Origin of the sequence: Bartonella pachyuromydis, assembly GCF_039543065.1 — a bacterium.
In the GTDB taxonomy this organism is placed as follows: domain Bacteria; phylum Pseudomonadota; class Alphaproteobacteria; order Rhizobiales; family Rhizobiaceae; genus Bartonella; species Bartonella pachyuromydis.
Map to the genome: position 1 here is coordinate 65,804 of NZ_BAABJA010000004.1, position 13,845 is coordinate 79,648.

General features: G+C 36.6%; 10 protein-coding genes and 1 tRNA gene. 7 read left to right on the forward strand and 4 right to left on the reverse strand.

Annotation, left to right across the window (positions count from 1 at the left end; all coding sequences use genetic code 11):
• Positions 1–65: 65 nt before the first annotated feature.
• Both ABD917_RS04195 and ABD917_RS04200 read right to left on the reverse strand, forming a co-directional pair.
• Positions 66–1,757: a Na/Pi cotransporter family protein gene (locus ABD917_RS04195; protein ID WP_345118854.1), complete on the reverse strand. Its 1,692-nt coding sequence runs from the start codon at positions 1,755–1,757 to the stop codon at positions 66–68.
• Positions 1,758–1,826: 69 nt separating this feature from the next.
• Entirely contained in the window at positions 1,827–3,044 is a 1,218-nt protein-coding gene (locus tag ABD917_RS04200) for a mechanosensitive ion channel family protein (protein WP_345118855.1), read from the reverse strand.
• 131 nt (positions 3,045–3,175) lie between these two features.
• Between ABD917_RS04200 and dnaG the strand changes: the two genes are divergently transcribed.
• The 3 genes from dnaG to ABD917_RS04215 all read left to right on the forward strand — a co-directional run bounded on the left by dnaG (position 3,176) and on the right by ABD917_RS04215 (position 8,559).
• A complete protein-coding gene (gene dnaG, locus ABD917_RS04205) occupies positions 3,176–5,113 on the forward strand; it encodes a DNA primase (RefSeq protein ID WP_345118856.1) in 1,938 nt (645 codons plus the stop codon).
• 340 nt (positions 5,114–5,453) lie between these two features.
• Positions 5,454–7,466, forward strand: coding sequence for an RNA polymerase sigma factor RpoD (gene rpoD, locus ABD917_RS04210; protein ID WP_345118857.1), 2,013 nt, complete (start codon positions 5,454–5,456; stop codon positions 7,464–7,466).
• Between the two features lie 631 nt (positions 7,467–8,097).
• Positions 8,098–8,559: a YcgN family cysteine cluster protein gene (locus ABD917_RS04215; RefSeq protein ID WP_345118858.1), complete on the forward strand. Its 462-nt coding sequence runs from the start codon at positions 8,098–8,100 to the stop codon at positions 8,557–8,559.
• Positions 8,560–8,597: 38 nt separating this feature from the next.
• On the opposite strand, the gene ABD917_RS04220 is transcribed toward ABD917_RS04215, so the two are convergent.
• Entirely contained in the window at positions 8,598–9,341 is a 744-nt protein-coding gene (locus tag ABD917_RS04220) for an SIMPL domain-containing protein (RefSeq protein WP_345118859.1), read from the reverse strand.
• A 171-nt stretch (positions 9,342–9,512) separates the two neighbouring features.
• Here ABD917_RS04220 and ABD917_RS04225 point away from each other — a divergent pair.
• Both ABD917_RS04225 and ABD917_RS04230 read left to right on the forward strand, forming a co-directional pair.
• Positions 9,513–9,589: transfer RNA gene (locus tag ABD917_RS04225), tRNA-Ile, on the forward strand.
• Positions 9,590–10,655: 1,066 nt separating this feature from the next.
• The gene (locus ABD917_RS04230) at positions 10,656–10,838 is read left to right on the forward strand and encodes a hypothetical protein (RefSeq protein WP_345118860.1); all 183 of its coding nucleotides are present in this window, start codon (positions 10,656–10,658) and stop codon (positions 10,836–10,838) included.
• Here ABD917_RS04230 and ABD917_RS04235 read toward each other — a convergent pair.
• Positions 10,762–11,076: a helix-turn-helix domain-containing protein gene (locus ABD917_RS04235; RefSeq protein ID WP_273719838.1), complete on the reverse strand. Its 315-nt coding sequence runs from the start codon at positions 11,074–11,076 to the stop codon at positions 10,762–10,764. The two genes, ABD917_RS04230 and ABD917_RS04235, sit on opposite strands and share 77 nt — an antisense overlap.
• A gap of 470 nt (positions 11,077–11,546) precedes the next feature.
• On the opposite strand from ABD917_RS04235, the gene ABD917_RS04240 reads away from it, so the two are divergent.
• Both ABD917_RS04240 and ABD917_RS04245 read left to right on the forward strand, forming a co-directional pair.
• The gene (locus tag ABD917_RS04240) at positions 11,547–12,269 is read left to right on the forward strand and encodes a hypothetical protein (protein WP_345118862.1); all 723 of its coding nucleotides are present in this window, start codon (positions 11,547–11,549) and stop codon (positions 12,267–12,269) included.
• Between the two features lie 139 nt (positions 12,270–12,408).
• On the forward strand, positions 12,409–12,723 hold the full coding sequence (locus ABD917_RS04245) for a hypothetical protein (RefSeq protein WP_345118863.1): 315 nt from the start codon (positions 12,409–12,411) through the stop codon (positions 12,721–12,723).
• Positions 12,724–13,845: the final 1,122 nt, after the last annotated feature.

Genomic DNA, 13,845 nt, shown 5'->3' on the forward strand with positions numbered 1-13,845 from the left:
ATTAGGCTCAAATATTTAAATGTTCACAATTCATAATCAATGTAATTTCTTTTTCATTTTTTGAATTAAGATTTGCTTGTTTGTTGCTCAGCAGGATTGCGTAGGCGAGAACTTTGAAGAAGTCCTTGTGCTTCTAAAATTGGGTAGATCATTGAGGTTAAAAGGGAGTTAATTTGTTTTAGATCCCTTACCGTATCAAGATGAAGACTGGATGATTCTACATTTTTGAGATCCCCTTCACGAAGACGTTTAAAATGTTTTAGACTCATCTCTTTTTCTAAATTTCGCAGCTGATCTTTTTTCTGTACCAGTAAATGCGCGGTATGTGTGTCACGCGAGACAAGGACGTTAAAGGCAATATGCGCATTGGCAAGAACAATGGAGTGGAAACTAAGGAGGTCATTCCATCCTTCGCTACTGAATTGTAAACCTTTTTGTTGTTTCTTTTTAACGAGCATAAGCATATTATGAATAATAATATCTCCAGCTTGATCCAATTTTATACACGCACCTAAAAGTTCTTGTGTTTGAAGTGCTTCTTCATCAGACAGTTTTTGTCCAGCTAATCGTGCGAGATAAAGTTTGATTGCTATATGCTTTTTATCCAATATAGTATTTAGCTGATTGAGTTCACGGATGATATCAGAATCGGGTTTTTCATAAAGTCCCATGATTTTTTCTAGCATGATATCTACAAGATCGCAAATATGGATGACTTCACGCATGACATTTGAAAGTGCTAAAGTCGGGCGTTCAAGAACGCTATCATCAAGAGCTGTTTGATGAGATAAATTAAGTGTTTTATCGGTTTGCGTTTTTTTTGTACTCAAATGAACAATTTTAGTGGTCAGTTTTAAAACCCATTTCGAGAGTGGTATTCCAGCAAAAAGAATGAAAATATTGAAAATGATATGGGCGTTGATCACTTGAGAAGAGGCGTCATGACCAAGCCATGCGATAGGTGGTTGGAAGAAGAGAAATAAGATAAGGACAACGATTGAACCGGCTCCACGCATGAGTAAATTTCCCAAGGGAACAAGACGGGTATTAGGAGAGGCACTGCGTGTTAAAAGTGGTGCTATAAGAGAAGAACCAAAGTTGACGCCAAGGACCATGATAACGCATAGTTGAGCATGGATAAGATCATAATTGGCAAAATTGACCAGCAAAATAATTCCTGCGATGGATGAATGCAAAAGATAAGTCAATACGGCCGCTAGTAAGAAAGAAGAAAGGGGATCGGTTGAAAGATAACGAATGATGCTAGGCAAAATTTCGCTCTCGCGTAAAGGTGCTGTCGCCGTGCTTATCATTTGTAAAGATAAAATCAAAAGGCCAATACCAATAACAATACGTCCTATTTGACGCCAATCACGTTTTTCAGTCGTCATGAAGATACAAGTGCCGATTAAAAGGCATAAGGGCACAACAATTGTAAGATCATAAGAGAGAATTTTGACAACGAACGCTGAGCCTAATTCTCCTCCACGCACAGCCATAAGTCCTGCTAATCCAGAGACAAAACCAGATTCAACAAAAGAACCAACAAGCAATGTTATTGCTGTAGAGCTTTGTAAGACCATTGCTGAAAAAAGTCCAAAACTTACAGCAAAGAATGGTTTTGAAATGACATAACGCATTTTGTATTTAAGCTTATCTCCATAGGCCCGCTCAACGCCTGTGCGTACCATGCGTGTAGCCCAAAGAAGTAAAGAAATAGCGCCTGCAAGATGAAGGAGTACCAATGAACCATTCATGATACTTTTTCTTTCTTTGTTGTTATAAATACGGTTGATCTAAAAAATTGATAAATTGTGTTTATCGTTTTAGGTGTCTTTCGCTTCTAATACATGACGAAAATCATAGCCACTTGGATTTTGAAAAATCTTTAAACCAAAACTAGGAAGAATGGAGTAAAGGTGGTCAAAAATATCAGCTTGAATTTTTTCATATTCTAGCCAAACGGTTGTGTTGGTAAAACAATAGATTTCCAAGGGCAAACCATTTGGGGTAGGGGGTAATTGCCGTGCCATAAGGGTCATATTTTGTTCGATATAAAGATGTTTTTTTAGATAAGCAACAACATAAGCACGGAAAGTTCCAATGTTGGTTAAACGGCGGGTATTGGCTAACACATCGTGATTCTTATCTAATTGTGTATTCCATTCAGTAATTTCTGGTATTTTTTGTGTGAAATAATTTTCTAACAAATTAAATCGGGAAAGGTATTCTTGTTCTTCTTCTGTGTGAAAACGAATAGTTGACTGATCAATGAAGAGGGATCGTTTAATGCGTCGTCCACCGGCTTCTTGCATGCCACGCCAATTCTTGAAAGGATCCGTTACCAGCTTACGGATAGGCACAGTTGTGATTGTTTTATCAAAATTTTGTACTTTAACAGTGTGAAGTGCGATTTCAGTGACATCACCATCTACATTAAGACTGGGAATTTCAATCCAATCACCGACGCGTACCATATCGGTAGATGAAATTTGAATACCTGCAATGAGAGAAAGCAAGGTATCTTGGAAAATTAACATGAGGACAGCAGCCATTGCGCCAAGACCGGATAAGAGAATAAGGGGAGAGCGGTCAACTAATGTGGCTACCATTAGAATTGCCGCTACAGTAAAAAGGGCAATTTTAGCGATTTGAATATAACCTTTTATTGGTTTTAACCGTGCTGTTGGCTGTTGTTCATAAAGAATATTAATAATGTTAAGAAAAGAAGAAATAGCTAAGACAACAACAAAAATAATGAAGGCATTTGCGACATTGCTTATAATCGTGCTGAATGTTGAGGGAAGTGTTGGAATAAAATTAATACCAATGGAGAGAGTAAGGGCCGCAACAATGTTCGCTACGTAATGAATGGTATTTTCAATATCAACAGTTGTTTTTGGGGGAAGAAGAGAAGAAAGCCGTTTTGCTCCGTGAAAGAGAAGGTTTCGTGCTAAAAAATTGACTAAAAGCGCAATAATGATAAGGATAATAAGCCAAGCAATAGATTCTAGCAGTGGATATTGAATAAGAAATTTGATCACTTTTTCATTCTCCATTTCTGAAAAATATGCGGTTAGAACTTAATCTTTTAACCGCTTAAGGGGAAGTCTTGGAATTATGCTCTAAAGTCATTAAATATGCAAAAAAGAATTTTAAAACTTTGTGAGAGATAATGCGCTTTCCACCTGATTTCCTTGATGAGCTCCGCGCAAGATTACCAATTTCAATAGTTATTGGACAAAGGGTGGTGTTTGATCCTCAAAAAAGCAAGCCTTCGCGAGGAGATTTTTGGTGTTGTTGCCCATTTCATGGTGAAAAAACGCCCAGTTTTCATTGTGATGATCGTAAAGGTCGCTATTATTGTTTCGGTTGTGGTATAAGTGGCGATATTTTCACTTTTCTTTGTGAACTTGATGGATTGCACTTTTCAGAAAGTGTAGAGTGTTTGGCTGATTTGGCAGGGGTAAAGCTCCCTGTTTTTGATTCACAAAATCATAAACGTCAGATGGAAAAGGCTGATCTTTATGACGTTATGAGAATAGCCACGGATTTTTTTCAACAGAGTTTATATGATAAAGAAGGGATGCAAGCACGTCGTTATCTTGATGCACGTGGTGTAACGCCAAAGATCGCAGAACGTTTTCGCATTGGTTTTGCTCCAATAAGACGTACAGCTTTAAAAGAAGCTTTAGGTGCTCGTGGTATTTCTACTAAGCAAATGGAAGATTGTGGGCTTCTCAAATTGGCTGAAGATAATACGGCTTCTTATGATCGATTTAGAAATCGTATTATGTTTCCTATTGCAGATTTACGCGGACGTGTGGTGGCTTTTGGAGGACGTGCATTAGAGAAAGATACACCGGCAAAATATCTTAATAGCCCTGAAACGGTGCTGTTTCATAAAGGAAATATGCTTTACAATGCAGCAGAAGCTCGTAAAAATAGCTGCTTTGTTGGTGGTGAAAAAGTTCGTTCAATCCTTGTGGTTGAAGGTTATATGGATGTCATTGCGCTAACTAAAGCTGGTTTTGAGGGGGTGGTAGCACCTTTAGGGACAGCATTAACAGAAGCGCAAATTGGACTTTTATGGCAGATGGATTCTGATCCTATTTTGTGTTTTGATGGAGATGACGCTGGTTTAAAGGCGGCCTTTCGTGTTGCTGATCGCGTGTTGCCCCTCTTGAAGGCAGGGGTATCGGTACGCTTTGTCTTGTTGCCGCAAGGTAAAGATCCTGATGAAATTATTTCTGCTGGTGGTGGACAACTTTTTTCTTCTTTTTTACAAAAAGCAATTCCATTGATTGAGCTTTTATGGTGGCGTTCTACTTATGGAAAAAACTTTGAAACTCCAGAGGCACGAGCGGCACTGGAAAAACAATTGAAACAGCAAATTTTCACCATTAAGGATGAAGATATACGTCGTTATTATTTACAGGATGTAAAAAAACGGCTTTTTGATTTTTTTCGTCTCTTTTTTTCGAAAAAAAAATCTACAGAACGGTATCAGCAGTCTCCCCACAATAGAATATTTAAAGATCAATCTTTTTCCGTTTTGGCAAACTCCAACATCGTGCGCCACTCTTCGCAATCGATTCCTCTGCGCGAGGCCGTTATTTTATTGCTTTTAGCTTACTATCCTGAATTGTGGTATGAAAATTTTGAAATTTTGGCTGAGTTGGAATTACAAAATACACAATTGGTATGTTTTCATCAGTCTATGTTAGAAATTCTTGGCAATCAACAGCTTCATGATAAGGAGACAATGGTTGCTCTTTTAGAAGCAAGAGGACACAAAGGGCTGTTGGAACGTATGAAACATCTTGTGCAAAATATTGGTATGCGTACGGTCTTTATGGGGGCACCTATTGAAGATGCTCGTGCTATATTAAAACAGGCTGTCTACTTGCATCTTCAAGAATACCACCTACATAAGAGACTACAAGATATTGAAGAGCAACTGGTAGAAAATCCTAACAGTGAGGTTTTTGATCTGTTTCGTGAAATAAAAAGTGATATAGAGCAGATGCAAGCGACAGAAGCATTAATTGAAGGATTTGGAAGTTGGTTAGATGAAAAAATAGACGGGAATAAGCAAGATACAATAAAATGATTCGCTTTTTTGATGCGAATCAGTCACCTAAGGCTTAGTATGAAGAAGTTATATAAAGCGATGTTTTTATAAAGAATAACGACTGAATTTTAGGAAAAGCGGGAAATTGGTTCTTACTATAGGGTACAGAGATTATCTCAGAAAGGCTGAGAGGTGTCGGGGAAACTTCTGGGGTTTTCCCGCGTTTTTGTGTGAATGAAGGGTGTATACAAAATGTAGTCTTTCAAATGGTAATCTTCTCCAAGAGGAGGTATATTATAGGAAACTGTTAGTACGCTTAAGTGAGAACGCGAAAAGTTGGTCACATGAAAGCTGTGGAGTGCTCAGGTGGAGTTATGGTATGGCAACAAAGGTTAAACAGAAAGATAACGTAGAAGTAACAAGCCAAGCAAGTTTGGATAGTCCTCTTCTTGATTTTTCTGATGATGCCATCAAGAAAATGGTTAAACTTGCCAAAAAGAATGGTTATGTGACAATGGATGAACTGAATGCAGTTCTTCCTTCTGATGAAGTTACATCTGAACAAATTGAAGATATCTTGGCTATGTTCTCCGAGATGGGGATTAATGTCGTGGACGATGAAGATGAAGTCGATTCTGAACATTATGATGAAGAAATAACAGTAGAGGGGGGCGATTTAGTAGAGGCCTCTAGTCACGCAATTGCAACGACAACAAATAAGCGTGAGGTAACAGATCGTACTGATGATCCGGTACGTATGTATTTGCGGGAGATGGGAGCTGTTGAGCTGCTTTCGCGAGAGGGCGAAATTGCCATTGCTAAGCGTATTGAAGCAGGGCGTGAGACAATGATTGCGGGTCTTTGTGAGAGTCCTTTGACTTTTCAAGCTCTCATTATCTGGCGAGAAGAATTAAAAGAGCAGCGTATTCTTCTTCGTGAAATCATTGATCTTGAAATGACTTATGCTGGTCCAGAAGCGAAGCAGGCCCCTTTTATTGAACGGAGTGAAGTTGATAAGATAAAAGAAGAGAAGACATCTGCTGGTACGCGCAATATCGAGGGGATTATCCCAGATAGAGGTGTTGAGGATGATGAGGAAGATGAGGATGATGTTAACTTGTCACTTGCTGCAATGGAAAATGAACTTTGTCCTCAAGTCATGGAAACATTGGATTTTATCGCTCAAACCTATGTAAAATTGCGAAAATTACAAGATCAGCATGTTGAAAGCAGTTTAGCAGAGCGGAAAGAAGGTGCTCTGTCACCTTCGCAGAAGAAAAAATACATTCAATTAAAGGGTGAGTTGATTCAAGCAGTAAAATCTCTCTCTTTGAATCAAAACCGTATCGAATCTTTGGTTGAGCAGCTTTATGATATCAATAAAAGATTGATTCATAATGAAGGAAAATTGAAACGAATTGCTAACAGTTATGGCATTGGTCACGAGGATTTTTTAAAAGAATACCAAGGTCGTGAATTGGATGCAGATTGGATAAATTATATTGCAACTTTGCCAGGAATAGGATGGCAAGAGTTTTCTATGCGTGAAGCAAAAGAAATTCAAAGATTGCGTAGCGAAATACAGAATCTTGCCCAAGAAACTGCTATTTCTATTAGTGAATTTCGCCGGATTGTTACACAGGTGCAGAAGGGCGAACGCGAATCAACTATTGCTAAAAAAGAAATGGTAGAAGCTAATTTGCGTCTGGTGATTTCAATTGCAAAAAAATATACTAATCGTGGTTTGCAGTTTCTTGATCTTATCCAAGAAGGCAATATTGGTTTGATGAAAGCCGTGGATAAATTTGAATATCGGCGTGGTTATAAATTTTCGACCTATGCCACATGGTGGATTCGTCAAGCAATTACCCGCTCAATTGCTGATCAGGCACGCACGATTCGTATTCCTGTTCATATGATTGAAACCATTAACAAAATTGTACGTACATCGCGCCAGATTTTGCATGAAATTGGGCGTGAACCCACACCAGAAGAATTGTCTAGCAAGCTTTCTATGCCATTAGAAAAGGTAAGAAAGGTTCTTAAAATTGCAAAAGAACCTATTTCACTTGAAACGCCTGTTGGTGATGAAGATGATTCCCATTTGGGTGATTTTATCGAGGATAGGAATGCATTATTGCCCATTGATGCAGCTATTCAGGCTAATCTACGGGATACGACAACGCGCGTCCTTGCTTCTCTTACACCACGCGAAGAACGTGTGTTGCGGATGCGTTTTGGTATCGGGATGAATACCGATCACACATTGGAAGAAGTTGGTCAACAATTTTCGGTAACTAGAGAGCGTATTCGTCAAATTGAAGCAAAGGCGCTTCGTAAATTGAAACATCCTAGTCGTTCACGCAAATTGCGGAGTTTTCTCGATTCTTAAATAAAGGAACTTTTGTATTTGCAAAAATGTCTCCTTTCTTGATGCATGTGGGCAAAAGGCATGTCGTATTGTTTTTGAAATGCTTTTTTGAGAGGCGTTAGGGTGTTGCGTGCAAAATTTGTGGTATCTAACGTTTTTTTGATTGTGATCTTTGTGTAATTTTACAAAATCCACGGAGAATGCGTATAAATTGTGGGGTGATTTCTCAAAGAAGTGAATGATATCTAAAGGGTGTTATTCTGCATGTAGCGGTTAGTTTATTTAGAGAGATATGATATTTTAAAATAGCTGATATTGAAAGATAGCAATCTTTTTGTGATTGAGATACCTTTTCTTTTGTACTGGAGAAGCGTTCATACAAGTGATTTACATAGATGCATAAAAGTTTAGGGCTTCCATTCAGATTATATTCCTCTAGGTTGTAAAATATTTTAATTTGTATGTTTTTATTGTTTCTTATGTTTTTTTAGAAGAGCTGTTTTGAGGTATTATTATTCTTCGGATGGATTGGTTTGCTCAAAATAATATGTGTTTTTGATTGAGTTTATTTAAAAAGCTTGTTTTAAGGCAATGTTGCGAATTTATTTATTTTGCTTTTTAAGCTTTTTTTCCAAAAAGATGTGGTTGATTTATGAGTAAAGAAATTCCTTTTTGGAAAGTAAAAAAATTAGAAGAAATTTCACCTGCCGAGTGGGAAAGTCTTTGTGATGGGTGTGGGTGTTGTTGTTTGCACAAAGTAGAAGATGAGGATACAAGTGATATTTATACAACCAGCGTCGCTTGTCGTCTTTTAGATAGAGAAACTTGTCGGTGTCAGAATTATGTTCATCGCCAATCAATTGTTCCAAATTGTATAGCATTGGATGTGGCAACGGTTAAAACAGCTCGCTGGCTACCAGAAAGTTGTGCTTATCGATTGATTAATGAGGGAAAAGAACTTCAATGGTGGCATCCGCTTGTGTCAGGAGATTGTCAGACGGTGCATCAAACAGAATTTTCTGCATGTGGACAGATAGAAATTTATGAGGATGAATTATCGTCTGAAGAAGCTTATCTCCACCACATCACTGGTCTTCTTTGTAAAGGCCAGTGATTCACTATTTCACACAATAACTGATGACATTAGTTAATTTAGTCTATAGCAAATACCACGGTAACACTAACATGATAGTCTAACTCACCCACTGAAAAATTTGTGTCTGCATAGCTTGTATCTGCTGCTCGGCTCATAAGGTGTAGCTTTGGATAATAGTGATCATCATTTTCATTTTCATTGATTCTAATGATTTTTCCTAACTTTACATCTGCTGCTTGTGCTATTGTTTTTGCTTTTTCAATAGCTTCAGAAATAGCTTTTTTGCGTGCTTCTTGAAAAAATGGCTTTTGATCAGCATTGGTAAAGGTAATGCCGTTGACCGAATTGGCACCAAGCGCCATTGCTTGATCAAATATTTTACCAACCTTGTCAATATCACGAATACGTACTGTTAAAGAGTTTGAAACATGATACAGTTTTTCATTTTTCTGTTTTTCTGTATGTTTGTCGGTATTAGATTGATAAATCGATAAGCCTGATGTTTGTAAATCATTGGCTCGGATACCATTGTTTTTTAAAGCGTTTACAATATCATTCGTAATTTTATTATTGGCGGCTAATGCTTGTTGAGCAGTTTTATCCTCTGTCACAACAGTTAAAGTGATAATTGCCATGTCCGGTGCTGCTTGACCTTCGCCAGTTGCACTAACTGTAATTGTTGGGTTTTTCATTTTGCCTTCTTCAGCGTGTAGAGGGAGTGAACTGATGAGAAGCGTGAGTGCCATCATCGCTATCTTGATTCTATAGTGATTTAATGAATGGAAAACTGTTTTTGTCATGTCTATTCCTTTATATTTATGATATTTGCTACTTTCTCATTTCTGAGGGTTCTTGTAAAGAAATTAGAGCATTGGAGAAAAAACCAAGAGAAAAGAGAAAAAGATGAGTTATAATTTAGCTAGGCTCTTGTATCATAGGGCATTTTAGTTTAGAGAGAAGCAACCTGTGTGGGGCCTGTAGCTCAATTGGTTAGAGCCAGCGGCTCATAACCGCTTGGTTGGGGGTTCGAGTCCCTCCGGGCCCACCATCTTATAAAACAAATAGATTATGTAGAAATTTTGAGATTCTATAATTTTGAGATTTTATGATTTGTTTTTTGTTTATCCTGAATTTTTTCGTCTTTTATTGTTCTCTTTCTACGATTTTGCTCTAGAGACTACCATGTGCTCTTTCGTTTAACTAAAGAGCTTTTCGTTTACGATATCACTGCATCTGCACTAACCGGTATATGTTATTTTGTGGTTTTTATAATTTCTGCTTCATTACATTCTTCATGAGGTGTGGAAAAACTGTTATTGATGCGATTCTTGCTGCTTTTAAATAAATGGTATTATCTCTCACATCTTTCCGTCTTAAAACTGTATCATTATGATTCAATTCTGTACAAAAGAATAGAGTCTACAAATATTTATGCATAACATGTGGTCAATGATAATCACACTTGTTGCTGTTTTTTAAAAACTGAGAATCTGTTCTTCTTTTGGTCAATACTTGTACAATATATATGCAGGTATTATTTGGGCTTGATCCGTTGTCTTTTTTAAAAGTATTGCTATTTTTGTTCATGATGGATTTCTACGGCAATATTTTCAGTAGACTTAGGAGGAAGGTAACTTTTTGTAAGAGCATGCCATGAAATTGTAGGCAGCACTGCTGTTCATAGGAACGATGCGTATCGCGTTGTTATGTTTTTACATTGCGATATCGTTTGAAAAATACAGGTAGTGCTGTGTAGAATAAAATTGTGATATGCTTCTCGTTTAAAATAATTGTTTGCCTTCTTTCATATAGAAACCAGCAATATTTTTAGAGATAGCTTCAGATTAATAAGTTATTGGTGCGAATCGCGAGATTTGCATAATATTATTAACGTTGTTGATAAAAGTGATAATATCAGTTTTTTATAAAAAGGTCTGGACCGTGTGATGTTTTCTGTTTCACCATGGTACATAACCAAAAGAATTCCATCTAATTTTATAAAACCAGTTTGTATACAACTGCTTCCATACTGCTTATTACAAATATTTTTTCTAAATTATGGGATATGCGTAAACGTTTCGGCGTTATATAGTTTGGCTACATGGAGTGTAACTATGAAGAATGACGAAAAATTTGAGGCGACTTTATCTGATATTATCGTGAAATGGGAGGCTTTGTCTACGACTCAAAAACAAGAGATATTGAAAATAGTAGAAAATTCTACAGATTCTGCTCAGTCAATAGAATACTTAAAGCTTCAATCTTCTTTTTATCTCCAGAGGAAATTAAAGCGATAAGTTTTAAATCTTCATCGGAGATGTTAAAGCCAGTTATTACATATATAGCGCTAGCATTTCCGAGTGTGTTAAGAATAGCCATAAGCTTATCTACAGAGGGTCTTTTTCCTCCCTTTATCATTTGTTGTACGTAGTTTTGCCCACAGCCTGCTGCTTTACTTATTTGAATCATTGTGCGTCCGTCACTCTCTATTAATTCAATTAAGCGTTGGAACCAATCTTTTTCAGTCTTTTTCATTTTTAGACCTTTACACATTTACGCTATAGCGTTAATATTACACTGCGAATCCAGAATATATGAGATAAGGAGCGTGAAAATACCCATGCGTAGCTTTTCGCTTATGAAGGATACAGAGTTGTTTTTAACTAATAACAAAATGTCCCCATACACTTTCAGATTCGAATCAATAAAAAATGGTTGCTTAGTTTCACGATTGTGACAGGGTAGGTGCGTATAACCAGATATGGAAATACACTCGGTGTGTTCCTGAAATATTACTGATAGTATACGTAGCGTCATTATAAATCAAGATATCCCCTAACATTGGCATTTGTAAGAAATTTCTGCATTTGGTGTGTGGATATAATGGATTTCTGTTCTCTGAAGGAAAAAGATCATAGTTGTAGAAAATATAAATTCATGGGTGCGGAATACTGGTTTTTCTTTTGTTTTAAGAGATTAAGTTACTGTCAGAGATGGTATATCGCATGTGTGTGTTAAGAGAGTTTAAAAACATCAAAAAAAGTAATTTGGGTAATTTAACAGAGTATGAAGATACTCTCAGTCATGAAGATGATTATTGGGGAAAATATTATATTAATGGTATAGGTTTTATCAAAAATCGGCATGTTTTGACTGATGCCATAGTTTATAACGATATTTCTTTTTCGGATATCTGTGTTTGTGATCATAGGCAGATAGATTGCATGTTACCTGTTTTTAGCATTGTCCATGTGTATAGTAATGCACAAATATATGGTCATATAGGGGGGGGGAGTGGATTGTATGTTTACAAGAAAATAAAGACTTATTGTCGCTCAAAGGAAAGTAGCAATGTACATGTTAATAGCTGTGTTCTTGTTTATAACTATGTAGAGGTTCTCAAAAAATCTAACATTTATGTCAATGCTTTAGTTTGCAATTATACAACGGTTTGTAAGAAAGCAAAAGTTTACGGTTATCTTGAAGTTAGTAACTGTGAAGATTTCCGTAATGAAAAAGCGCTTTGTATAGGGGGATATATTCTCTGTGATATAAAAAAGCTAAGAAAAAACGACACTATGGAGGAATTTTCTGAGTGTATCACGCTGTTCATGTTATTTGAAATTATGTGTGGTTTTGCATTTTGTATCAATAAACATCATGCAAGGTGTTGGCAGGAGGGGATGGATTTAAGCAGCTTTATGGGGGTTGGCAGTGCTATTTGTTAGCGTGTTTTTATGAAGTGAATAGGGGACAGAGTGTGATTTGTTCCACTTGGAAAGCAATTTTTTGCATTCTTTTTTAATGGAGGGCGAAACAAAAAATTGGTCGAGGTGATCAATTTAATGGCAATTAAAGGAACTCAAAATGAGCGTAAATGAAATTTTATTAGGAGTGGTGATTGTTGTTTTGCTTTTTAGTGGCGTCATGTTTCGGTTTGCTCTTTATTATCGTGATCAAGTTCAAGTTCTTAAAGAACAGGCAAGAAAGATAAAGCATGAGTTCTTAAGAGATTCTATGAAGATGACTGAAGAACGTGATAGGGCGATTAGAGAGCAAAATATGGTAATTAAAAGGCGCGATAACGCAATTGAAAAACTGAAAAAACAAGTTAAGCAGTACGAGGAAATTATAAAGCAATATCAGGAAGCTGTTAAATCTGAAGATGATGCGAAAAAGTAATTCTGTGTACATTCTAGGGTATTGGAGTTCATGGATGATAAGCTTTGTAGGGTGGGTGTTAATACAGCAATGAAAAAGGTTAGAGATAACGCGAGAGGGGAACGTTGTCATAAAAGTGGATGTTGAATTGGTGATGAAATTATATTTTGAAGCAATGTTCAAACTTATTTTCATGATATGGTTTATGAAAATATTCAAAATGTATGGGGAGATAGTCATTGGTGGTGATACAACGATTATGCGTTGTTAAAATTATTATAAGAATGCAATATATAATTTCGTAACTGTATTGAAAATACAACTTTTTGTGATGTCCCTATTGCTAATAACAATAGGAGTGTTGGTTTGTGTGTTTAGGGAGTGAAATGCCTTATAAAAAATAGCGTAAAAATAAGCATAAAAAGAGATATAACAGCAGCAAGTAAAAAAGTTTTTAGTGTCTTTATAAGGTGCAGCAGATAGAAAAATAGAAAGAGAAGGCTGTACGTGGAGAATATTGGATATGAGGCAGAACAATCATATTGATCATGAGTGATTTATATTTGTTATTTTCATGAAAATCCACAAGATTTGAGAAAGTTGCCGATTCTAGTTTCAAGAGGAGTCTGATTATTGTGTTGGAGATAGGCCGGCTTTTGCAAAAAGCTTTATCTAAGTTGTTTTGTCTATGTTAGAAATTCCGTGAAGTTCTCTCTTTCTGAAGAGAAATCGATCACTTTATTGTTCTACTGCATGCTTTAATGGGAGGCTGTTCCTTACGTAAGAGGCGATGTTAGTGGATGTATGTTTACGTGCTTGTTTTAAAGAAATATCTTTTAGTTGTTCTCAAGCCTATTTCATGTTAGAACTCATGAGTGGAATAGTAGGTTTATTGGGGGCACTGCCATCTTTACGTTTATAAAAGGTGGCAAGTCCTTATACTATTCTTAAATACTTCCAGTCCTCAGATTTAAGAGCTTTTATAAGAAGCATTTTAGTCCTTTCTTGTATAATTTTCATCTACGCGCTAGCCTCACTCGTGATGCGCAAGTGAACAATTTCGGTTGCTTCAATATAAACAGGTTTAGAATGAGAAAATCTTGGGATATTTAGGATTTCTATGCAACATGAATAACACTATAC

Bases quoted from the DNA above. Each gene is read 5' to 3' on its own strand.
- ABD917_RS04195 (WP_345118854.1), bottom strand. From the start codon at position 1,757: ATGAATGGTTCATTGGTACTCCTTCATCTTGCAGGCGCTATTTCTTTA.
- ABD917_RS04240 (WP_345118862.1), top strand. From the start codon at position 11,547: ATGTGTGTGTTAAGAGAGTTTAAAAACATCAAAAAAAGTAATTTGGGT.
- ABD917_RS04230 (WP_345118860.1), top strand. From the start codon at position 10,656: ATGAAGAATGACGAAAAATTTGAGGCGACTTTATCTGATATTATCGTG.
- ABD917_RS04220 (WP_345118859.1), bottom strand. From the start codon at position 9,341: ATGACAAAAACAGTTTTCCATTCATTAAATCACTATAGAATCAAGATA.
- ABD917_RS04245 (WP_345118863.1), top strand. From the start codon at position 12,409: ATGAGCGTAAATGAAATTTTATTAGGAGTGGTGATTGTTGTTTTGCTT.
- ABD917_RS04235 (WP_273719838.1), bottom strand. From the start codon at position 11,076: ATGAAAAAGACTGAAAAAGATTGGTTCCAACGCTTAATTGAATTAATA.
- ABD917_RS04215 (WP_345118858.1), top strand. From the start codon at position 8,098: ATGAGTAAAGAAATTCCTTTTTGGAAAGTAAAAAAATTAGAAGAAATT.
- dnaG (WP_345118856.1), top strand. From the start codon at position 3,176: ATGCGCTTTCCACCTGATTTCCTTGATGAGCTCCGCGCAAGATTACCA.
- rpoD (WP_345118857.1), top strand. From the start codon at position 5,454: ATGGCAACAAAGGTTAAACAGAAAGATAACGTAGAAGTAACAAGCCAA.